This window comes from Bacillus sp. 5RYD7K, from assembly GCF_059831465.1.
On sequence record NZ_CP191200.1, the window covers coordinates 2,244,958 to 2,267,683 of the forward strand.

Below are 22,726 nucleotides of genomic sequence, written 5' to 3' on the forward strand. Positions count from 1 at the left end.
GATTGTGACAGATAAAGAAAAGCGTTTAGAGAGGCAGTCAAGAATCCGGAATTTCTCGATCATCGCCCATATAGACCACGGCAAATCGACCTTGGCGGATCGGATTTTAGAAAAAACATCGGCGATCACCCAGCGGGAAATGAAAGAACAATTGCTTGATTCAATGGACCTTGAACGCGAACGGGGAATTACCATCAAATTAAATTCCGTTCAGCTGAAATACAAAGCAAAAGACGGAGAAGAATATATATTCCATCTCATCGACACGCCCGGACACGTCGACTTTACATATGAAGTATCACGAAGCCTGGCTGCTTGTGAAGGCGCGATTCTCGTTGTTGATGCGGCCCAGGGAATTGAAGCGCAGACATTGGCGAACGTCTATCTGGCGCTTGATAATGACCTTGAGATTCTTCCTGTCATTAATAAAATCGATCTCCCGAGCGCAGAGCCAGAACGTGTGCGTCAAGAAGTTGAGGACGTGATCGGTCTTGACGCTTCAGACGCCGTCCTCGCTTCAGCGAAAGCGGGTATCGGCATCGAAGACATTTTAGAGCAGATCGTAGAAAAAGTGCCTGCTCCTGCGGGAGATCCGGAAGCTCCGCTGAAAGCGCTCATCTTTGACTCCCTTTATGACGCGTACCGCGGAGTCGTCGCGTATATCAGAGTCGTAGAAGGAACGGTAAAACCTGGCCAGAAAATTAAAATGATGGCGACCGGAAAAGAGTTTGAAGTCATCGAAGTCGGTGTCTTCACGCCGAAAGCGCAGCCGGCTGACGAATTGACAGTCGGTGATGTAGGCTATTTGACAGCAGCTATTAAAAACGTCGGCGACACCCGTGTCGGTGATACGATTACAAGCGCGGTTAAGCCTGCGGAAGAAGCGCTTCCGGGCTACCGCAAACTCAATCCGATGGTCTATTGCGGACTTTATCCGATTGACACAGCCAAATATAATGACTTGCGCGAGGCTCTGGAAAAACTTGAATTGAATGACTCCTCCCTTCAATACGAGGCGGAGACGTCACAAGCCCTGGGCTTCGGCTTCCGCTGCGGCTTTTTAGGAATGCTTCACATGGAGATCATTCAAGAACGGATTGAACGGGAATTTAAAATTGATCTCATCACGACCGCGCCGAGCGTTATTTATGACGTATATATGACGGACGGTGAAAAGATCGTCGTCGATAACCCGTCAAACATGCCTGACCCGCAAAAAATAGAACGGGTGGAAGAACCTTATGTCAAAGCGACGATGATGGTTCCGAACGATTATGTCGGAGCGGTTATGGAGCTTTGTCAGGGGAAACGGGGCAACTTTATCGATATGCAGTACTTAGACGCCAACCGGGTCAGCATTGTATACGAGATGCCTCTTGCGGAAATTGTTTACGAATTTTTTGATCAGCTGAAGTCCAGTACGAAAGGGTACGCCTCTTTCGATTACGAGCTGATCGGCTACAAGCCGTCTAAACTTGTCAAAATGGACATTATGCTGAACGGAGAAAAAATCGACGCCCTTTCATTTATCGTGCATCGCGATTACGCGTACGAACGCGGAAAAGTAATTGTGGAAAAACTGAAAGAGCTTATTCCGCGCCAGCACTTTGAAGTACCGATTCAAGCGGCGATCGGACAGAAAATCGTGGCCCGCTCAACCATTAAGGCCATGCGGAAAAACGTTCTTGCAAAATGTTACGGCGGAGACATCTCGCGGAAACGGAAGCTTCTTGAAAAACAAAAAGAAGGAAAACGCCGGATGAAGCAGGTCGGCTCAGTCGAAGTGCCGCAGGAAGCGTTTATGGCCGTCCTTAAAATGGATGACAGCCCGAAAAAATAACGGAAGCCGCCGCAGTCCCGCACTGCGGCTTCTTTCTGTAAAGAAGAAGGTGTTTCAAATGAAATCAGCTTATATTCATATTCCGTTTTGTGAGCATATCTGCCACTATTGCGATTTCAATAAATATTTTATTCAGAGCCAGCCTGTCGATGAGTACTTAAACTCACTCGAAAAGGAAATGATAAATACGATAGAACGTACGGGCCGCCCTGATCTTCGCACGATTTTTATCGGGGGAGGCACGCCGACATCGCTCTCACCCGCCCAGCTTGAAAAACTGATGGATTCCATTCACCGCGTGCTGGAGCCTTCTGACGGACTCATTGAATTTGCCGCGGAAGCGAATCCGGATGACTTGTCCTCGGAAAAATTAAAAATCCTGAAAAATGCCGGTGTCAATCGGCTGAGCTTCGGTGTTCAAACTTTCGAAGACGCGCTTTTGCAGAAAATCGGCAGGGTGCATAAACAAAAGGACGTGTTCAGCTCCTTTGAACGGGCGAGGGCGCTCGGTTTTGACAACATCAGTCTCGATTTAATGTTCGGCCTGCCGGGACAGACGCTGGCTGACCTTGACAATTCTGTTAAAACGGCTTTGTCGCTGGATGCGGAGCACTATTCCGTTTACTCGCTGATCGTCGAGCCGAAAACGGTGTTTTATAATTTAATGCAAAAAGGCCGCCTGCATCTCCCTGCGCAAGAACAAGAGGCTGAGATGTATGAAACGGTCATGAGGCAGATGAGTGAAGCGGGCATCCGCCAATACGAAATCAGCAACTTTGCAAAGCCCGGCTACGAGTCGCAGCATAATCTGACCTATTGGAGCAATGAAGAGTATTTCGGTTTTGGCGCAGGGGCTCACGGATATATCAGCGGCACCCGCACCGTCAACGCCGGTCCCGTGAAACATTATATTCAGCTCATCGAAGAAAAAGGGCTGCCTTACCGGGACACGCACGAGGTGACACGTGAAGAGCAGATTGAGGAAGAAATGTTCCTCGGTCTCAGAAAAATGTCAGGCGTGCAAAAAAAAGCTTTCCTGGATAAATTCGGACGTTCAGTCGATGAACTGTTTCCTGATATTCTCAAAGATTTAACTGAAAAAGGCCTGATCTGTGACTCGAAAAAATCGGTAGCATTAACGCATGAAGGCAAATTATTAGGAAATGAGGTTTTTGGCGCTTTTTTGGGTGAGTTATAATTGACATTTTTCTTTTCGTTTGTTACTTTTGATATAGAATTAGCACTCGCTGACCTTGAGTGCTAACAGGGGTGATGATGATGTTAACAAATCGTCAGCTGTTGATCCTGCAAGTGATTATTAATGATTTTATACAATCAGCGCAGCCTGTAGGATCAAGAACTCTTTCAAAAAAAGACGAGATTACATTCAGCTCTGCAACGATCAGAAACGAGATGGCTGACTTGGAGGAATTGGGCTTTATTGAAAAAACCCATTCATCCTCAGGACGGATTCCGTCGGAAAAAGGGTACAGGTATTATGTCGATCATTTGCTGTCACCCGTCAAGCTGACTAAAACCGATCTGGATTTAATTCACTCGATATTTAAAGAAAAAATCTTCGAGCTTGAAAAAACAGTCCAAAAATCAGCGCAGATCCTGTCCGAACTGACAAACTACACATCGATTGTTCTCGGGCCGACGCTGAGCGAGAATTATCTTAAGCAGATTCAAATCGTTCCGATCCAGCCGGATAAGGCGGTCGCCATCCTCGTTACGAATACGGGGCATGTCGAAAACCGCACGATCAATTTCCCGGCTAAAGTGGATTTGGCCGATATTGAAAAACTGGTCAATATATTGAACGACCGATTAGCGGGCGTTCCGATGGACGAACTGAATGAGCGTATTTTTAAAGAGGTTGTCACATATTTAAGGCAGCATATCGCCAACTATGACAGCATTCTCGAATCGCTCCGCTCCACATTCCATCCGGCGGGCCATGTTGAGAAATTATTTTTCGGCGGAAAAATCAATATGCTGAATCAGCCGGAGTTCCATGATATTGAACGGGTCCGCTCGCTCTTATCCTTAATTGAAAAAGAGCAGGATGTCCTGAAGCTGTTTCAGTCGTCAAAAGCCGGGATTTCAATCAAAATCGGAAAAGAAAACGACTACGAAGAAATGGAAAACTGCAGCTTAATCACGGCCACCTATACGGTTGACACGAAGCAGATCGGATCAATCGCTATTATCGGGCCGACACGCATGAATTATTCAAGAGTCGTCAGCCTGCTGCAGCACGTGACTTCGGACTTGTCAAAAGCATTCACAAGTTTGTATGATGAATAAGGGAATTTTGGCAATCATTTTCAGTCATCTTTTTACAGCATTTGAGGGAGGTGAACACAATGTCAGAAGAAAAACAAACCGCAGAACAGGTTGAAGCAGCAGAACAAGAAGAAACGACAGAACAGGCAGAACAAGCCGCTTCACAAGAACAGCATGAAGAAACGGCAGGTCAGGAAGAAGCCCTTCAGCACCAAATTGATGAATTGCAGGGTTTGCTTGATGAAAAAGAAAATAAGCTTTTGCGTGTTCAAGCAGACTTTGAAAACTATAAACGACGCAGCCGCCTTGAAATGGAAGCTGCTCAGAAATACCGTTCTCAAAACGTCGTAACGGAAATCCTTCCGGCTCTCGACAACTTTGAACGGGCCTTACAGGTAGAAGCTGAAAGCGAGCAGACAAAAAGCTTGCTGCAAGGTATGGAAATGGTCCGCCGCCAGCTGATGGACGCTCTTGAAAGAGAAGGCGTTGAAGCCATCGAAGCTGTCGGTCAGGAATTTGATCCGAACCTTCACCAAGCCGTCATGCAGGTGGAAGATGAAAACTTCGGCAGCAATATTGTTATCGAAGAACTGCAAAAAGGCTACAAACTGAAGGACCGCGTCATCCGTCCTTCAATGGTTAAAGTGAATCAATAACTACATAGCAGGAGGTAATTCAAAGTGAGTAAAGTAATCGGAATTGACTTGGGTACGACAAACTCATGTGTGGCAGTGCTTGAAGGCGGCGAGCCGACAGTTATCGCTAACGCTGAGGGCAACCGTACTACTCCGTCAGTCGTTGCATTTAAAAACGGCGAGCGCCAAGTAGGGGAAGTGGCAAAACGCCAATCTATCACAAACCCTAACACAATCATGTCTGTCAAACGCCATATGGGTACTGACTATAAAGTAGAAATCGAAGGAAAAGACTACACGCCTCAAGAAGTGTCAGCCATTATCCTTCAGCATCTGAAAGCATACGCTGAAAGCTACCTTGGCGAAACAGTTTCTAAAGCTGTTATCACGGTTCCTGCATACTTCAACGATGCAGAACGCCAAGCGACAAAAGATGCCGGTAAAATTGCCGGTCTTGAAGTAGAGCGTATTATCAACGAGCCGACTGCAGCAGCGCTTGCATACGGACTTGATAAAACGGACGAAGACCAAACGATTCTTGTTTACGACCTTGGCGGCGGTACGTTTGACGTATCTGTGCTTGAACTTGGCGACGGCGTGTTTGAAGTCCGTTCAACTGCCGGTGACAACCGTCTTGGCGGGGACGACTTTGACCAAGTCATCATCGACCATCTCGTAGCAGAATTCAAAAAAGAAAACGGCATTGATCTGTCAAAAGACAAAATGGCGCTTCAGCGTTTGAAAGATGCGGCTGAGAAAGCGAAAAAAGATCTTTCCGGCGTATCATCTACGCAAATTTCTTTACCGTTTATCACAGCGGGAGACGCAGGTCCTCTTCACCTTGAGCTGACATTGACCCGCGCTAAATTCGAAGAGCTTTCCGCTCATCTCGTTGAGCGCACAATGGCTCCTGTCCGTCAGGCTCTTCAAGATGCGGATCTTTCTGCAAGCGAAATCGACAAAGTTATCCTTGTCGGCGGATCTACACGTATTCCTGCCGTACAGGAAGCAATCAAAAAAGAAACAGGCAAAGAAGCGCATAAAGGCGTAAACCCGGATGAAGTTGTAGCGCTTGGTGCTGCAATTCAAGGCGGCGTCATCACAGGAGACGTAAAAGACGTTGTCCTTCTTGACGTTACACCGCTGTCACTCGGTATTGAAACAATGGGCGGCGTATTCACGAAACTGATCGACCGCAATACGACAATTCCGACAAGCAAATCACAAGTATTCTCAACTGCTGCTGATAACCAAACAGCCGTTGACATTCACGTGCTGCAAGGTGAGCGCCCGATGTCTGCCGACAACAAAACACTCGGCCGCTTCCAGCTTACTGATATCCCGCCAGCACCGCGCGGCGTACCGCAAATCGAAGTTTCTTTCGATATTGACAAAAACGGTATCGTAAACGTAAGAGCGAAAGACTTAGGCACAGGAAAAGAACAAAACATTACAATCAAATCTTCTTCAGGTCTTTCTGATGACGAAATCGAACGCATGGTGAAAGAAGCGGAAGAAAACGCTGACGCTGATGCGAAGAAAAAAGAAGAAATCGAAGTCCGCAACGAAGCTGACCAGCTTGTGTTCCAAACGGAAAAAACATTAAAAGACCTGGAAGGCAAAGTGGACGAAGAGCAAGTGAAAAAAGCAAACGACGCGAAAGACGCGCTGAAAGCAGCTATCGAGAAAAACGAAATTGAAGAGATCAAAGCGAAAAAAGATGAGCTTCAAACAATCGTTCAAGAGCTTTCCATGAAGCTTTATGAAGAAGCGGCAAAAGCGCAGCAGGCTGAAGGCGCAGCAAACGCTGAAGGCAAAAAAGCGGACGATAACGTTGTCGATGCGGAATACGAAGAAGTAAAAGACGACGAAACGAAAAAATAAGTTCTTTCCGCAGAACGCAAAAGAACACACAGCATATTCTGATTCAACAGACAGAAAGTCAAAGTCAGGCATCTCTTGGCTTTGACTTTTTTTCTTGCCCGGGATAAAAGGAATTGAAAAAACATAATTCAAAATGATACAATCTAATTTATGTGAGAAATTCGGGAGAGTGAAGCGAGATGAGTAAGCGTGATTACTATGAAGTGCTTGGAGTAAGTAAGAGCGCTTCAAAGGATGAAATCAAAAAAGCCTATCGGAAGCTTTCAAAAAAATATCATCCTGATATCAATAAAGAATCCGGAGCAGATGAAAAATTCAAAGAGGTAAAAGAAGCATACGAAGCGCTCTCAGATGACCAAAAACGGGCTCAATATGATCAATTCGGCCATACTGACCCTAATCAGGGCTTCGGCGGCGGTTTCGGCGGCGGAGGAGACTTCGGCGGCTTCGGTTTCGATGACATCTTTTCAAGCATCTTCGGCGGCGGCACGAGACGCCGTGATCCGAACGCGCCGAGGCAGGGCGCGGATCTGCAGTATACAATGACACTGTCATTTGAAGATGCGGCTTTCGGAAAAGAGACGATCATTGAAATTCCTCGCGAAGAGAATTGTGAAACATGCAAAGGCTCAGGCGCGAAGCCGGGGACAAATCCGGAAACGTGCTCGCATTGCGGCGGTTCAGGCCAGCTGAATGTCGAACAGAACACGCCGTTTGGCAAAGTGGTTAACCGAAGAGTCTGCCACCACTGTGAAGGAACAGGAAAAATCATTAAAAACAAGTGCTCTGACTGCGGCGGCACGGGCAAAGTGAAAAAACGGAAAAAAATCAACGTTACGATCCCTGCCGGTGTGGACGACGGACAGCAGCTCCGCGTTCCGGGTCAAGGTGAACCGGGTGTAAACGGAGGTCCTCCGGGAGATCTGTTTGTCGTATTCCATGTGCGCGCCCACGAGTTCTTTGAGCGTGACGGAGATGATATTTACTGTGAAATGCCGTTAACGTTTGCCCAAGCGGCACTCGGAGACGAAGTTGAAGTGCCCACGCTTCACGGAAAAGTGAAATTAAAAATTCCTGCCGGCACACAAACCGGCACAAAATTCAGATTAAGAGGCAAAGGCGTGCAGAATGTCCGCGGCTACGGACAAGGCGACCAGCACATTGTCGTCCGCGTCGTTACGCCGACGAATCTGACAGATAAACAAAAAGACATCATCCGCGAGTTCGCTGAAGTCAGCGGCAACCTGCCGGATGAACAAGAAATGAGTTTCTTTGACAAAGTAAAACGCGCATTTAAAGGCGAGTAATGATTGGATAGGAGTTGGTAGTTTTGAAATGGTCCGAAATCAGCATTCACACAACACATGAAGCGGTCGAACCCATCTCAAATATTTTGCATGAAGCTGGTGCGAGCGGGGTTGTCATCGAAGATCCGCTTGATTTAATGAAAGAGCGTGAGAATGTTTACGGGGAAATCTACCAGCTCGACCCCAATGATTACCCCGATGAGGGTGTCATTGTCAAAGCGTATCTGCCGATCAACAGTTTCCTTGGCGAAACGGTCGACGGCATTAAAGAGACGATTAATAATCTGCTTTTGTACGACATTGATTTAGGCAGAAACACAATCACCATTTCTGAAGTTAATGAAGAGGAATGGGCGACAGCTTGGAAAAAGTATTATCATCCGGTAAAAATTTCTGAAAAATTCACGATCGTACCCACATGGGAAACGTACACACCCGTGAATACCGATGAACTGATTATCGAAATGGACCCGGGCATGGCATTCGGTACGGGAACGCATCCGACAACCGTTCTGTGCATTCAGGCGCTTGAGCGTATCGTTCAAAAAGGCGACCGTGTCATTGATGTCGGCACCGGTTCAGGAATTTTGAGCATTGCAGCCGCCATGCTTGAGGCTGAATCGGTTCATGCGTATGATCTTGACCCGGTCGCTGTCGAAAGCGCGCGTCTGAATGTGAAATTGAACAAAGTAAGCGATACGGCCGAAGTGAAACAGAACAATTTGTTAGACGGCATCACAGGCGAACACGATGTCATTGTCGCGAATATTTTGGCGGAAGTGATTCTCCGCTTTACATCGCAGGCGTATGACCTGCTAAAAGACGGGGGCCACTTTATTACTTCAGGCATTATCGGCCAGAAAAAACAGGAAGTAAAAGAAGCGTTGGAAAAAGCCGGTTTTACCATTACAGAAATTCTGTCTATGGAAGATTGGGTCAGCATCATCGCGAAAAAATAACAGTTAGTAGGTGTCACAGCGTATGCAACGATATTTTATCGAGCTCACGAAGCAGGAGATGGACGAAACTCCCGATTTTCAAATTACGGGAGAAGACGTCCACCACATTGCAAACGTCATGAGAATGAGTGCAGGAGACCGGATAATCTGCTGTTCGAAAGACGGCCATGAAGCGTTATGCCTGCTCAAAGAGGTTTCTAGAGATCATATATCATGCAGCATTGCTGAATGGACGGGAGAAAACCGTGAGCTGCCGTTAAAAATCAGGATCGCCAGCGGCCTTCCGAAAGGCGATAAGCTTGAATGGATTATTCAAAAAGGGACCGAGCTCGGGGCAAGTATGTTCATCCCCTTTCAAGGCGCCAGATCCGTCGTTAAGCTTGACGACAAAAAGGCAAAGAAGAAGCGGGAAAGATGGGCGAAAATCGCGAAGGAGGCGGCGGAGCAATCGTACCGCAATGAAATTCCCGAAGTGAAAACCGTTCATTCGTTCCGGCAGCTGCTTGAAATGGCGGAGAATGTCGATAAATGTGTCGTTGCATACGAGGAGTCATCAAAACAGGGAGAAACGGGCGCTTTCGCTGCGGAGCTCAAAAGCCTTCCGAAAGGTTCGTCTCTTCTCATCGTATTCGGCCCTGAAGGCGGTCTGACTGAGTCTGAAGTTCAGCAGCTTTCAGAAAAAGGCGCCGTCTTATGCGGTCTCGGACCAAGAATTTTACGGACTGAAACTGCGCCGCTTTACGCGTTAAGCGCAGTTTCCTATCATACAGAGTTATTAAGAGGTGATCAGTAATGGCAACTGTTGCTTTTCATACCCTTGGCTGCAAGGTCAATCATTATGAAACAGAAGCAATCTGGCAGCTGTTTAAAGATGCGGGTTATGAACGAAAAGAATTCGAGCAGACAGCAGATGTATATGTCATTAATACATGTACGGTAACAAACACGGGAGATAAAAAAAGCCGTCAAGTCATCAGACGGGCGATCCGCCAAAATCCTGACGGCGTCATCTGCGTAACGGGGTGCTATGCGCAAACATCTCCGGCAGAAATTATGGCCATCCCGGGCGTTGACATCGTCGTCGGCACGCAGGATCGCGAAAAAATGCTCGGTTACATTGAGCAGTACAGAGAAGAGCGCCAGCCGATCAACGGCGTCGGCAACATTATGAAAGCACGCGTGTTTGAAGAGCTGGATGTTCCCGCTTTTACTGACCGGACAAGAGCGTCATTGAAAATCCAAGAAGGCTGCAACAACTTCTGTACGTTCTGCATCATCCCTTGGGCGCGCGGCCTGCTTCGTTCCCGCGATCCTGAAGAAGTCATTAAACAGGCGCAGCAGCTGGTGGATGCCGGTTATAAAGAAATCGTTCTGACGGGGATTCATACGGGCGGCTACGGCGAAGATATGAAAGATTACAATTTCGCCAAGCTTCTTCGTGAATTGGATACACGTGTAGAGGGACTGAAAAGGATCAGAATTTCATCTATTGAAGCAAGCCAAATCACTGATGAAGTGATTGAAGTGCTGGATGCGTCTGATAAAATTGTCCGCCACCTTCACATCCCGATTCAGTCAGGATCAAACACCGTTCTGAAACGGATGAGACGCAAATATACGATGGAATTTTTCGCGGACCGGTTAAATAAGCTGAAAGAAGCGCTGCCGGGTCTTGCTGTCACTTCTGATGTTATCGTCGGTTTCCCGGGTGAAACGGAAGAAGAATTTATGGAAACATACCGGTTCATTAAAGAACATAAATTTTCTGAGCTTCATGTGTTCCCTTACAGCAAACGCACCGGAACGCCTGCGGCCAGAATGGAAGATCAGGTTGACGAGAATGTGAAAAATGAACGGGTGCACAAGCTGATTGCTCTGTCTGACCAGCTGGCCAAAGAATACGCCTCCGATTATGAAGGAGAGGTTCTGGAAATCATTCCGGAAGAGACGTTTAAAGAGTCTGATGAAGACGGCATGTTCGTCGGCTATACAGACAATTACATGAAAGTCGTCTTCAAAGGCACGGAAGATTTAATCGGCAAACTTGTCAAAGTCAAAATTCAAAAAGCGGGCTATCCGTACAATGAAGGACAATTCGTCCGCGTTGTTGAAGAAGAAATGACTCAGAATATGCGCATGTCTTCGTAACAGATAAAAAACCGATGCTTTCACGCATCGGTTTTTTACGGTTTCGGAGGGATCAGCCTGTCAATCAGCAGATAAAATAAATGCGTGAACGGCAGAAATAATAATGCGGTGACAACATTAAACAAAAGGCTGAAATGCGCGATCATTTGCGCGGGATCGTCAGACAGCCGCTCTGTAAATCCTGCTGCTGCGGACAGGAAGGGAAAGACAAGAAGTACGCCGAGAATATTAAAGACAACGTGAGCGCCGGCGGTCTGTCTGGCGGCATAACCCCCTGAAACAGCAGCCATGACGGCCGTGACGCATGTCCCGATATTAGATCCGAGAACGACGCTGACCGCCTGTTCAATGCCGATCATCCCTTCGTTCATAAAACTCATTAAAATGCCGATGCAGACGGAGCTTGAATGAATGATGGCCGTCAATATCATGCCGATCAAAAGAGCGGACCAGCTTGAATCATTTACATGGCGCAAAACCTCCGCCCCCGCCTTCATTTCTGTCAGCGGAACGGCAAGACGGCTGAAGCACGTGATGCAAAAAAAGATGATGCCGAGACCGAGAAAGCTTACGCCGATCTGCCTGAACGGATATTTCCGGATAAGAATAAACACAAGGCCGCCGATCAAAAGCACCCAAATGAGCACATCCATCTTTATGGCCAAAAACTCCGTCGTAAATGTGGAGCCGACATTCGTGCCGAGAATCATCGGTATGGTCCGTTTAAAAGGCAAGGCGCCTGCACTGACAAAGCCAATCACAATAACCATAAAAGCTGAGCTGCTCTGAAGAAAACCCGTGAATACAATGCTGATGAGAAAAGCTTTCAAAGGGTGGTCGGTAAACAAGAGGAGGCTCTTCTCAATTTTTGAATACGTTAAAGCGATCAGCCCCTGTCTGAGCAGGCTCATTCCGAGTAAAAAAACAAGGATAAGTGCGGTAAAGAGAATCAGTATCAGCAAACGAAACACCCCTTTCCATCATTATATAGACAAGCCGCGTTATTCATGACGGAAAAGTGAACTCACTTAGTTGACCTGACTCATGGCTTATATTATAATGTCAAAGTACATGTTTATATGTGTATCTTTTTAAAGGTAGTCGATTGGTGTATTCGGAGGGAGGGAAAGAGAATGTCAAAAACGGTCGTTAGAAAAAACGAATCGCTTGAAGATGCTCTTCGTCGCTTCAAACGCAGTGTATCAAAGACAGGTACTTTGCAAGAAGCAAGAAAGCGCGAATTTTATGAAAAACCTAGCGTAAAGCGCAAGAAAAAGTCAGAAGCTGCTAGAAAACGCAAATTCTAAAAGAGGGTGGATTTATGAGTCTTCTTGAGCGACTTAACCAAGATATGAAGCTGTATATGAAAAGCCGTGAGAAAGACAAACTGACTGTCGTTCGAATGGTGAAAGCTTCACTTCAAAACGAAGCAATTAAGCTTAAGAAAGACAGTTTGACCGAGGATGAGGAACTTACTGTCCTATCTCGTGAACTTAAGCAACGTAAAGACTCCCTCCATGAATTTTCAAACGCTAATCGTTTAGATTTAGTAGATAAAGTTCAAAAAGAGCTGGACATTTTAGAAGTTTATTTACCGAAGCAGCTTTCTGAAGAAGAGCTGCAGACAATCGTAAATGAAACCATCGCTGAAGTCGGTGCGAGCTCGAAAGCGGACATGGGCAAAGTGATGAGTGCTATTATGCCTAAAGTAAAAGGTAAAGCTGACGGCAGCGTGATTAACAGGCTTGTCAGCAGTCAATTATCTTAATTGACGAAGAAAAAGACATCTTTCCTCGAGAGATGTCTTTTTTTATACATAAAAAAATGAAACTAAAGTACATTTGTTACGTATATAAAGAAGAATGAAACGGGAAGGAGGGTATATCTGCCTTGTTCCGAAAAAAAACCGGAATTGCTGTTGCTCTATTGGGCTTATTTGTATTATCTTTATTAGGAGTTCAATTGAACGCAAAAGCTGATCGTCCATCGGTTTATGTTATCCCGGTTGAGAAAAATGTCGAACAGGGGCTTGCCGCTTTTTTATCGCGTTCTTTCAAAGAAGCGAAGGAATCCGGCGCGTCACACATTATTCTTGACATCAATACACCGGGAGGCGCCGTTCAATCAGCTTTGGATATTGCAGATGTCATCGGCGGCGCGGATGTGCCTGTTACCGCTTACGTGAATAAACGGGCGCTTTCTGCCGGGGCATATATAGCGCTTCAGGCAGATGACATTTATATGGCGCCGGGCGGAAAAATGGGTGCCGCAGCCATCATCGACGGCAAAGGAAACGCGGCAGACAAAAAGGCCCAATCACTGTGGCATGCAGAAATGGAGGACGCAGCGGCTAAAAACAACCGAAACCCGAAATACGCCCTGGCCATGGCAGACCCCGCCATCAATGCAAAAGAAGCGGGCGCTCCGAAGGGAAAACTGCTGACACTGACAGCTGAAAAAGCCAAGGAAGTCGGATATTCGGAGGGAACGGTTTCAAACCTCGATGCTTTATATACAAAGCTCGGTTTTGATAAAGCCGATGTTCACCATGCAAAAGAGGGTTTTGTCGGAAAATTGGGAAGATGGCTGACAAATCCGTTTGTTGTCCCCATCTTATTAACGCTCGCTTTGCTTGGTTTGACCATTGAATTGTTCTCGCCAGGCCTCGGCATACCGGGCGCCGTCGGACTGACGGCCATGCTGCTGTTTTTCACCGGGCATATCGCTGCCGGATTCGCCGGCTATGACAGTGTATTCTTATTTTGCGCCGGTTTGGTTTTTATCCTTTTAGAGATATTTCTGCCCGGAGGCATAATCGGTCTTATCGGTGTTGCAGGCGTCATCGCGAGCCTCTTTCTCGCTGCGGGCAGCTTTACTGTAATGGCGGTTTCTCTCTTGATCGCCTTTAGTGTGTCTATTGCTGCCTTTATCATATTAACAAGGGTGTTGGGGAAACGAATGAAATTCTTTAAGAAATTGATATTAACTGATTCAACAAGCACGGAGAACGGTTATGTTTCAAATCAGAACCGGACGGAGCTGGTGGGGAAAGTCGGTGTTACCGCTACAGCCCTCAGACCGTCAGGCACCGTTATTATTGATGATGAACGCCTTGATGTCGTTTCAGAAGGATCATTTACTGAAAAAGACAGACAGGTGAAAGTGGTGAAAGCGGAAGGCTCACGCATTGTCGTGAGAGAAATATAGATGATAATCTTGAGGAGGAATTAGATGGAACTGTCAAGTTTGGCGATTTTAGCAATAGTTGCAGCTGCCATAATTGTGTTAGCCATATTCTTCACCTTTGTACCGGTGATGCTATGGATTTCGGCACTTGCAGCAGGAGTCAGAATCAGCATTTTCACTTTGGTCGGGATGAGGCTGCGCCGCGTCATTCCAAGCCGCGTTGTCAACCCGTTAATTAAAGCGCACAAAGCCGGCCTGTCCGCAACAACAAATCAGCTCGAAAGCCATTACCTGGCCGGAGGTAATGTCGACAGGGTGGTCAATGCCCTGATTGCGGCACAGCGCGCCAATATTGAGCTGACATTTGAACGCTGCGCAGCCATTGACCTGGCCGGGCGTGACGTGTTGGAAGCCGTACAGATGAGCGTCAATCCGAAGGTCATTGAAACACCGTTTATCGCGGGTGTCGCCATGGACGGAATTGAAGTAAAAGCAAAAGCCAGAATCACGGTAAGAGCCAATATCGAGCGCCTTGTCGGAGGAGCGGGAGAAGAGACGGTTGTCGCCCGTGTCGGAGAAGGGATTGTCTCGACAATCGGTTCTTCGCATAATCATAAAAAAGTGCTTGAAAACCCTGATATGATTTCGCAGACCGTACTTGGCAAAGGGCTGGATTCAGGCACGGCATTTGAAATTCTCTCGATTGACATCGCCGACGTGGATATCGGCAAAAACATCGGAGCAATCCTGCAGACGGATCAGGCGGAAGCAGACAAAAACATTGCGCAGGCCAAAGCTGAAGAGCGCCGCGCCATGGCCGTCGCCCAAGAGCAGGAAATGCGCGCGCGCGTAGAAGAAATGCGTGCGAAAGTCGTGGAAGCTGAAGCGGAAGTGCCGCTTGCGATGGCTGAAGCCTTACGTGAAGGAAACATCGGTGTCATGGATTATATGAACATAAAAAATATCGACGCTGACACGGACATGAGGGATTCTATCGGCAAGCTGACGAATGACCAGCAAGATGAAGACCAACAATAACCTCTCTATTAAGGAGGGAGCCGCTATATGCACGAGATTCTGACAAATCCGCTCGTCATTGCCGCCGTCATCGGCATTATATCGGCAATATTCGGCAAAAAAAACAAAGATGAAAAACGCCCGCCGAATAGACGTCCCGCAGATCAGAAAAAAAAGCAGGATCACACACAGCCGCCGATAGAGCAAAAGCCGGAAGCGGAAGAAATGCCTGCCGTTTCAAAAGAGAACCCTTTTGAGCAAAAAAGAAGGGAAGCTGAAAAGCGCCTTGCGGAGACAGAGCAGATGTTCAATGGGCTTGATCATAAGCTGACATCTCAACGCGCACGAAATGCGTCTCTGAAGAAATCAGCCCTCAAAATGAAGAAAGAAACTGCGGTGCAGGGCATCATATTCAGTGAGATTTTAGGTCCGCCCCGTGCAAAAAAACCGCACCGGACCATGCGGAGCATCGGTAAAAATTAAAGTGTTAGAACCCCTTTTCAAATCATACATATGAGATGAAAGGGGGTTCTTTTTTTATGGGGCAAAGAAAGAATCGTGTAAAGGCGTGGCTGACTAGAGCATTGGAAATTCCCCCGGACGTTATGATGGATCTGCCTCGCATTACGATGGTCGGCAGACTTCATATCTACATAGAAAATCACAGAGGCCTCTTGCTGTTCAGCGAAGAAGAAGTCAGGCTGATGCTCAAGCAGGGGCAATGTATCATATCAGGAAAAAACTTGGTCATTAAGGCAATCCTTCCTGAGGAAATTCTTTTGGAAGGCACGATAGATCACGTAAGATATGTCGATTCATAAAGCCGGGGGGAAATAATGTGAAAAACAAATGGCTGTCATTTTTTTCGGGTAAAGTCCAAATGGAAGTCAAAGGAAAAGGGATTGAACGGCTGCTGAATGAATGCACGAGAAACGGAATCCCCATCTTTGCGGTGAAAAAAAAGCAAGACTGTGTTCTGCTGATGATTCAGCTTCAAGATGTACATGCTTTCAGAAGAGTCATCAGAAAACATGAATGCAAAGCAAGCTTTACAAAAAGAAAGGGCCTGCCCTTTCTGCTTCTCAAATCAAAATTAAACCTGGGCTTCACTGCGGGATTTGTGATATTTTTCGTTATATTGTTTCTTTTGTCCAACATGATTTGGGACATTGATATTAAAGGGGCAAAGCCCGAAACCGAGCATCAGATGATGAAGCATCTGGAAGAAATCGGTGTAAAAAAAGGCCGTTTGCAATTTTTGATGATGACGCCGGAGAAAATTCAAAAATCATTAACAAACGGCATCGATAATATTACGTGGGTGGGTGTGGAATTGAACGGGACAGCCCTTCATATGAAAGTGGTTGAAAAAAATGAACCGACAAAAGAAAAGTACGTGAGCCCCCGCCATATCGTTGCCAAAAAGAAGGCGGTCATCAAAAGGATGTTCGTGCAAAAGGGGCAGCCGATGGCTTTTGTGAACGATCATGTTGACAAAGGACAGCTCCTCGTCTCAGGACTGATCGGAAATGAAGACCGGAAAGTCGCCTCAAAAGCGGAAATTTACGGAGAAACATGGTACAAGTCAGAAGTAACTGTGCCTCTTGAAACATCATTTACGCTATATACGGGTAAAGTAAGGACGAAGCACAAGCTGTCTTTCGGATCATGGGGCGTGCCTTTTTGGGGCTTCGGGTTTAATGAGGAGCCGCTGAAACATCCGAAAACAGAGGAAGAAAAGCATCCGTTTCAATTTCTGGGGCTGAAACTTCCGGTATCTTACGTCAAAGAACAGACAAGAGAAAGCGAAACCTCCGTGCGGACTTATACGAAGGACGAAGCGGTTCAGGCCGGCATCAAAATGGGCAGACAAGACGTAGAGAAGCGATTAAGCGGCAGCGGAGAGGTGGAAAGTGAAAAAGTTTTGCACCAATCCGTTGAGAATGGTAAAGTAAAGTTGATTATTCTCTACCAAGTTATAGAAGATATCGTGCAAACCACACCTATTGTTCAGGGAGACTAAAGAATGGCAGAACATTTACTTGCGATTAATCACAAACTGAAAAGCCCGGATGAAGCACTTTCTTTGTTCGGCAGCCAAGATGCCTTTTTACATTTAATGGAGAAGGATCTGGGCGTAAGCATCATCACACGCGGTGAAACCATTTACGTTTCCGGCAATGATGAGTCTTTTGAGATTGCTGACAGATTATTGGGCTCGCTCCTTACTTTAATTCGCAAGGGGATCGAGATTTCGGAACGTGATGTGCTGTATGCCGTGAAAATGGCAAAGAAAGATGAACTGGACTATTTTGAAAGCATGTATGAAGAGGAAATAACGAAAACGGCAAAAGGCAAACCGATCCGTGTCAAAACCATCGGCCAGAGAGAATATGTTGCGGCGATGAAGAAAAACGACATGGTGTTCGGTATCGGGCCGGCGGGAACCGGCAAAACATATTTGGCGGTCGTAAAAGCGGTGCATGCTTTAAAAAACGGCCACATTAAAAAAATCATTTTAACAAGACCCGCTGTGGAAGCCGGCGAAAGCCTCGGTTTTCTGCCCGGAGACTTAAAGGAAAAAGTAGATCCTTATCTGCGCCCGCTGTATGACGCGCTCCACGATGTGCTCGGAAGCGACCATACGGAGCGTCTGATGGAAAGAGGGGTTATCGAAATCGCCCCGCTTGCCTATATGAGAGGGCGGACGCTTGACGACGCATATGTGATTCTTGATGAAGCCCAGAATACCACTCCCGCTCAAATGAAAATGTTTTTGACGAGATTGGGTTTTGGCTCTAAAATGATCATTACGGGCGACGTAAGCCAAATTGACCTGCCGAAAGGCGTCACATCGGGACTTGCAGTAGCGAGGGATATGCTGAATGACATAAACGGCATTTCCGTGATTGAACTTGACCAGACAGATGTGGTCAGACATCCGCTTGTTGCAAAGATTATTGAAGCTTATGATAAGCAAAAGTAATGCAAAAATGACCCGATCTCCCGTTATCGGGTCATTTTTATATGATGTGTTCCTGATGTTTCAGGGAGGAGGTTCTTGTTTTGAAAAAGAAGGGAAAGGGTAAAAGCGCCCGGGAACGGTTCCGCACTTTCAGACATGCCCGCTCAGCCCATGTGCTGCTGTATCTGCTGCTTTCAGCGATCATGTTTGGTTTGCTCTTTATTCATGTAAAACCTGAATCACTTAATTTGGATTTGTTCTCAGTCAGTGATAAGACGATTTACGCGCCCGCCACAGTGGAAGATCAGCAGGCGACGGAAGCGAAAAAACAGGCGGCCGAAGATGCAGTAGAAGATCAATACACTCTGAAAAAAGGCTATACTGACAACCGGCTTGACCTGATCACCTCCATATTTGACAGCATCGGAGAAGTGAAAACAGATGCGGATAAAGACAAAAAGTCACCTTCGGAAAAATCGCTGGTCAAATCGGTGAAAAGCAAGCTGACACAGGATGTCAATGAATCCATCTCGGAAGATGCCATTAAATCGCTTCTCCATGCGAACAATGAAGATTTTTCATTTGTGAGGGATTCTGTCATAACCGCGGTGAACACGGTGATGAGCAGTGAAATTCCTTCTGAAAAGCTTGCCGAAGCGAAGGATAAGGTCGCCAAAGAGCTGAAAAGCGCCTCCGTGCCGTCAAAATATTTAGCGGCTGCGACTGAAATCGGAAAATATGCGGTGATCCCGAATTACGTATTTGATCCGAAAGCGACCGATGAAAAACGTCAGGAAGCGTCAGACAGCGTTCAGCCGGTGCAGATCAAACAAGGACAGGTTCTCGTGGAAGAGAATGACCTGATCGACCGGGAAGTATACAGAAAGCTCGAACTGACAGGGCTTTTGAATAATTCCAACCTGTTAAAGCCGATCAGCGGTCTTCTTCTGATGATCGGGCTGTTTATTGCCACGCTTGTCTACTATTTCGAGAAACAGCAGCAGGAGCTTAAGCTGAAAAATAAATCCCTATTGCTGTTTTCTATCATTACAACGCTTATTCTCGTCATAATGGAAGTCGTCAGTCTCTTTCAGAAGATTGAATACACCAACATCGGCTATCTTGTTCCGATCGCCGCCGGCGCGATTTTGTTCAGGCTGCTGCTCAATGAAAGGCTTGCCATTTTAGGGAGCATCATTCTGGCGATTTGCGGCAGTATGATGTTTAATCAGGGTGTGACGGGCACATTTAATTATGTGATCGGTATCTACTATTTAATCAGCAGCATTTCAGGCATTCTGTTTTTGGGGAAACATAACGTGAGATCAAAAATATTGCAGGCGGGATTGTTCGTCTCATTTATTAATATGATTATCGTGCTGTCGCTTTTATTAATACAAAACACGGCGCTGTCGCCCGTTGAAATCGGAACGCTGATGCTGATGGGGGTCGTCTCGGGACTGGCTTCATCCGTTTTGATTATCGGTCTGATGCCGTTTTTTGAGACGGGATTCGGCATTCTTTCTACGATGAGGCTGATTGAACTGTCTAATCCGAACCATCCCCTGCTTCGGAAGATTTTAACGGAAACACCCGGTACATATCATCACAGCGTCATGGTGGCGAATTTGTCGGAAGCGGCCTGTGAAGCTGTAGGGGCAAACGGTCTTTTGGCAAGGGTCGGAGCGTATTATCACGATCTCGGCAAAACGAAACGCCCGCAATATTTTATTGAAAATCAGATGAATATGGATAATCCGCATGACAAGCTGTCTCCTCAGCTCAGCAAAAATATTATCATCGCGCATACGACAGACGGTGCGAATATGCTCAGAAGCTATAAGTTTCCGAAAGAGCTCGTGGATATCGCAGAGCAGCATCACGGAACGTCTCTTTTGAAATTCTTTTATTATAAAGCGAAGGAAAAGGGCGACCAGATTACAGAGCAAGAGTTCCGCTACCCGGGGCCGAAGCCGCAATCAAAAGAAGCTGCAATCATTTCAGTGGCCGACAGCGTTGAAGCTGCCGTCCGTTCCATGCATAATCCCAATCCCGAACGGATTGAAAAACTGGTGCGCGGAATTATATCCGACAAGCTTCAGGACGGGCAGTTCTCAGAATGTGATCTCACGTTCCGAGAGCTGGATACGATCGCTAAAACACTATGTGCGACTTTAAAAGGAATTTTCCACTCCCGGATTGAATATCCGGAGGCTACGAAGAAGGTGAAATAAATGGGTTTACTCATAGATATTGTTGATGAAACAAACAGCGTCTCAGCCGATGCGCTCCAAGAAGTAGAAAAGCTGCTTCAATTTGCGGCGGAAAAAGAAGGCGTTCAGGATCAGGCTGAGGTATCCGTTACGATTGTGACAAATGAGGAAATCAGAGAAATCAACAGAGACTACCGGGGAAAAGACACCCCGACTGACGTCATTTCGTTTGCACTTGAGGAAGAAGGCGAAGACGAGGTTGAAATCGTGGGCGCTGACATGCCGCCTGTTTTAGGAGATATTATCATCAGTGCCGACAGAACGAAGGAGCAGGCTGAAGAGTACGGCCATTCGTTTATGAGAGAGCTTGGCTTTCTGGCAGTCCATGGCTTTTTGCATCTGCTAGGCTATGATCACATGACAAAAGAAGAAGAGGAAGAAATGTTTTCAAAGCAAAAGGATTTGCTGGATGAGTATGGACTCACGAGATCATAAAAACGAGTGGAGCAGATTCCTGAAAAGCTTTGTCCATGCATGGAGGGGAATCTGGAAAACGGCGCGGTCAGAGCGGAATTTTCAATTTCACATCATCGCGGCCTGCGCCGTTATCCTTTGCGGTTTTCTCACCGGGCTCAATACGGCCGAATGGGCCGTTATTTTGATCCTGATCGGCGGAATGCTTACTCTTGAGCTTGTAAATACGGCGATAGAGCATGTTGTTGATTTAGTTACCGATCAGTATCACCCGCTCGCAAAAGCGGCAAAGGATGCGGCAGCCGGAGCCGTTTGCGTCTTTGCCGTGATTTCGTGTATTATTGGTTTACTCATCTTCTTGCCGAAGATATGTTAGCAGAAGATTCTTACAATTATTTTACATTGCCAAAAATGGGCGTGAAAAACCAATCATAATTATGTAAAATAAAAGTGACAGCGGTATCATTCAGGATTAAGGTAAGAGAGGAAAAGTACACATGAACAGACAAGAATTGATTCAAGAAGCATTAACAGCACGGGACACAGCGTATGTGCCGTATTCAAACTTCAGAGTGGGAGCCGCTCTTCTTACCAAAGACGGAAAAGTGTACAGAGGCTGCAACATCGAGAATGCGGCATACAGCATGTGCAACTGTGCTGAACGCACGGCGATATTCAAAGCTGTTTCCGAGGGGGATACGGAATTTGCGATGCTCGCCGTGGCTGCGGACACTCCGGGACCGGTTTCACCGTGCGGAGCCTGCAGACAAGTAATTTCCGAGCTGTGCTCAAAGGATATGCTTGTTATTCTGACCAACTTACAAGGACAAATAAAAGAAATGACTGCGGAAGAATTATTGCCGGGCGCATTTTCATCGGAGGATTTACATGACGAACGAAAGCTTTAAATCAGGATTTGTATCAATCATCGGAAGACCGAATGTTGGAAAGTCGACCTTTTTAAACAGGGTCATCGGTCAAAAGATCGCCATCATGAGCGACAAACCCCAGACGACAAGAAATAAAGTCCAAGGGGTGCTGACAACAGGCACATCGCAGACCATTTTTATTGATACACCGGGCATTCACAAACCGAAGCACAAGCTTGGCGATTTTATGATGAAAGTGGCGCAGAACACGCTGAAAGAAGTTGACTTGGTGTTATTTATGATTAACGCCGAGGAAGGGTACGGAAAGGGCGACGAGTTTATCATTGAAAAGCTTGGACAGACGTCCACGCCGGTCTTTTTGATCGTAAACAAAATTGATAAGATCCACCCTGATCAGCTCCTTCTTTTAATTGATGAGTACCGTTCGCGCTATCCGTTTAAGGAAATCGTGCCGATCTCAGCTTTGGAAGGTAACAACGTCGAGACCCTGCTCACGCAGATTGAAGCGTATTTACCGGAAGGGCCTCAGTTCTATCCGAGCGATCAGGTGACTGACCATCCTGAGCGGTTTATTATTTCTGAACTGATCAGGGAAAAGGTGCTCCATCTTACAAGGGAAGAAGTGCCGCACAGCATCGCTGTCGCTATCGAGTCCATTAAAGGGCAGGAGAACGGCTCCGTCCATGTCGCCGCCACCATCGTGGTCGAGCGGGATTCTCAAAAAGGAATCGTCATCGGGAAAAAAGGAGCTCTTCTGAAAGAAGTCGGCAAAAGAGCGCGGGCTGATATTGAAGCGCTGCTGGGCTCACGCGTTTACCTGGAACTATGGGTGAAAGTGCAGAAGGACTGGCGGAATAAAATGTCTCAGCTGCGTGATTTCGGCTTCAAAGAGGATGAATATTAAGTCATCTGAGGCGCA

At 46.6% G+C, this 22,726-nt stretch carries 22 protein-coding genes and 1 pseudogene; 22 read left to right on the forward strand and 1 reads right to left on the reverse strand.

Going from position 1 to position 22,726, the window contains the following annotated elements; translation table 11 throughout:
* Positions 1 to 4: 4 nt before the first annotated feature.
* The 9 genes from lepA to mtaB all read left to right on the forward strand — a co-directional run bounded on the left by lepA (position 5) and on the right by mtaB (position 11,062).
* Entirely contained in the window at positions 5 to 1,840 is a 1,836-nt protein-coding gene (lepA, locus tag ACQE26_RS11340) for a translation elongation factor 4 (RefSeq protein ID WP_438420256.1), read from the forward strand.
* A 58-nt stretch (positions 1,841 to 1,898) separates the two neighbouring features.
* A complete protein-coding gene (gene hemW / locus ACQE26_RS11345; RefSeq protein WP_500469425.1) occupies positions 1,899 to 3,038 on the forward strand; it encodes a radical SAM family heme chaperone HemW in 1,140 nt (379 codons plus the stop codon).
* 80 nt (positions 3,039 to 3,118) lie between these two features.
* Positions 3,119 to 4,150, forward strand: a complete 1,032-nt coding sequence (hrcA, locus tag ACQE26_RS11350; RefSeq protein ID WP_016938903.1) for a heat-inducible transcriptional repressor HrcA — start codon at positions 3,119 to 3,121, stop codon at positions 4,148 to 4,150.
* 59 nt (positions 4,151 to 4,209) lie between these two features.
* Positions 4,210 to 4,785 (forward strand): nucleotide exchange factor GrpE, encoded by a 576-nt coding sequence (gene grpE / locus ACQE26_RS11355; RefSeq protein ID WP_016938904.1) that lies wholly within the window; start codon positions 4,210 to 4,212, stop codon positions 4,783 to 4,785.
* 24 nt (positions 4,786 to 4,809) lie between these two features.
* A complete protein-coding gene (dnaK, locus tag ACQE26_RS11360; RefSeq protein WP_060964719.1) occupies positions 4,810 to 6,648 on the forward strand; it encodes a molecular chaperone DnaK in 1,839 nt (612 codons plus the stop codon).
* A gap of 179 nt (positions 6,649 to 6,827) precedes the next feature.
* Positions 6,828 to 7,955, forward strand: a complete 1,128-nt coding sequence (gene dnaJ / locus ACQE26_RS11365) for a molecular chaperone DnaJ (RefSeq protein WP_060964720.1) — start codon at positions 6,828 to 6,830, stop codon at positions 7,953 to 7,955.
* A 23-nt stretch (positions 7,956 to 7,978) separates the two neighbouring features.
* Positions 7,979 to 8,914: a 50S ribosomal protein L11 methyltransferase gene (gene prmA, locus ACQE26_RS11370; RefSeq protein ID WP_045926748.1), complete on the forward strand. Its 936-nt coding sequence runs from the start codon at positions 7,979 to 7,981 to the stop codon at positions 8,912 to 8,914.
* Between the two features lie 22 nt (positions 8,915 to 8,936).
* The gene (locus ACQE26_RS11375; RefSeq protein ID WP_500469429.1) at positions 8,937 to 9,707 is read left to right on the forward strand and encodes a 16S rRNA (uracil(1498)-N(3))-methyltransferase; all 771 of its coding nucleotides are present in this window, start codon (positions 8,937 to 8,939) and stop codon (positions 9,705 to 9,707) included.
* A complete protein-coding gene (gene mtaB, locus ACQE26_RS11380) occupies positions 9,707 to 11,062 on the forward strand; it encodes a tRNA (N(6)-L-threonylcarbamoyladenosine(37)-C(2))-methylthiotransferase MtaB (protein WP_013352930.1) in 1,356 nt (451 codons plus the stop codon). Before ACQE26_RS11375 ends, mtaB begins: the two co-directional genes overlap by 1 nt.
* A gap of 35 nt (positions 11,063 to 11,097) precedes the next feature.
* Here the strand turns inward: mtaB and ACQE26_RS11385 are convergent, their stop codons facing one another.
* A complete protein-coding gene (locus ACQE26_RS11385; protein WP_500469431.1) occupies positions 11,098 to 12,024 on the reverse strand; it encodes a Na/Pi symporter in 927 nt (308 codons plus the stop codon).
* 171 nt (positions 12,025 to 12,195) lie between these two features.
* Here ACQE26_RS11385 and rpsU point away from each other — a divergent pair, with 171 nt between their 5' ends.
* The 13 genes and pseudogenes from rpsU (at position 12,196) to era (ending at position 22,711) form a co-directional block, all read left to right on the forward strand.
* Positions 12,196 to 12,369: a 30S ribosomal protein S21 gene (rpsU, locus tag ACQE26_RS11390; RefSeq protein ID WP_003152957.1), complete on the forward strand. Its 174-nt coding sequence runs from the start codon at positions 12,196 to 12,198 to the stop codon at positions 12,367 to 12,369.
* A gap of 14 nt (positions 12,370 to 12,383) precedes the next feature.
* The gene (locus ACQE26_RS11395) at positions 12,384 to 12,830 is read left to right on the forward strand and encodes a GatB/YqeY domain-containing protein (protein WP_007408278.1); all 447 of its coding nucleotides are present in this window, start codon (positions 12,384 to 12,386) and stop codon (positions 12,828 to 12,830) included.
* A 122-nt stretch (positions 12,831 to 12,952) separates the two neighbouring features.
* Positions 12,953 to 14,269, forward strand: coding sequence for an NfeD family protein (locus tag ACQE26_RS11400; protein ID WP_500469434.1), 1,317 nt, complete (start codon positions 12,953 to 12,955; stop codon positions 14,267 to 14,269).
* Positions 14,270 to 14,293: 24 nt separating this feature from the next.
* Positions 14,294 to 15,286, forward strand: coding sequence for a flotillin-like protein FloA (floA, locus tag ACQE26_RS11405; RefSeq protein WP_016938912.1), 993 nt, complete (start codon positions 14,294 to 14,296; stop codon positions 15,284 to 15,286).
* Positions 15,287 to 15,313: 27 nt separating this feature from the next.
* Positions 15,314 to 15,748, forward strand: coding sequence for a YqfB family membrane protein (locus ACQE26_RS11410; RefSeq protein WP_500469436.1), 435 nt, complete (start codon positions 15,314 to 15,316; stop codon positions 15,746 to 15,748).
* A gap of 56 nt (positions 15,749 to 15,804) precedes the next feature.
* Positions 15,805 to 16,086, forward strand: a complete 282-nt coding sequence (yqfC, locus tag ACQE26_RS11415) for a sporulation protein YqfC (RefSeq protein ID WP_003152966.1) — start codon at positions 15,805 to 15,807, stop codon at positions 16,084 to 16,086.
* Positions 16,087 to 16,103: 17 nt separating this feature from the next.
* Positions 16,104 to 17,328, forward strand: a pseudogene (yqfD, locus tag ACQE26_RS11420) (sporulation protein YqfD).
* The gene (locus ACQE26_RS11425) at positions 17,292 to 18,251 is read left to right on the forward strand and encodes a PhoH family protein (protein WP_045926742.1); all 960 of its coding nucleotides are present in this window, start codon (positions 17,292 to 17,294) and stop codon (positions 18,249 to 18,251) included. Before yqfD ends, ACQE26_RS11425 begins: the two are co-directional and overlap by 37 nt.
* A gap of 80 nt (positions 18,252 to 18,331) precedes the next feature.
* The gene (locus ACQE26_RS11430) at positions 18,332 to 20,464 is read left to right on the forward strand and encodes an HD family phosphohydrolase (RefSeq protein WP_060964728.1); all 2,133 of its coding nucleotides are present in this window, start codon (positions 18,332 to 18,334) and stop codon (positions 20,462 to 20,464) included.
* The gene (gene ybeY, locus ACQE26_RS11435) at positions 20,465 to 20,938 is read left to right on the forward strand and encodes an rRNA maturation RNase YbeY (protein WP_003152973.1); all 474 of its coding nucleotides are present in this window, start codon (positions 20,465 to 20,467) and stop codon (positions 20,936 to 20,938) included.
* The gene (locus tag ACQE26_RS11440; RefSeq protein WP_060964729.1) at positions 20,919 to 21,293 is read left to right on the forward strand and encodes a diacylglycerol kinase family protein; all 375 of its coding nucleotides are present in this window, start codon (positions 20,919 to 20,921) and stop codon (positions 21,291 to 21,293) included. Before ybeY ends, ACQE26_RS11440 begins: the two co-directional genes overlap by 20 nt.
* Before the next feature lie 121 nt (positions 21,294 to 21,414).
* Positions 21,415 to 21,825: a cytidine deaminase gene (locus ACQE26_RS11445; RefSeq protein WP_016938918.1), complete on the forward strand. Its 411-nt coding sequence runs from the start codon at positions 21,415 to 21,417 to the stop codon at positions 21,823 to 21,825.
* A complete protein-coding gene (gene era, locus ACQE26_RS11450) occupies positions 21,806 to 22,711 on the forward strand; it encodes a GTPase Era (protein ID WP_016938919.1) in 906 nt (301 codons plus the stop codon). The genes ACQE26_RS11445 and era overlap by 20 nt, the downstream gene beginning before the upstream one ends.
* Positions 22,712 to 22,726: the final 15 nt, after the last annotated feature.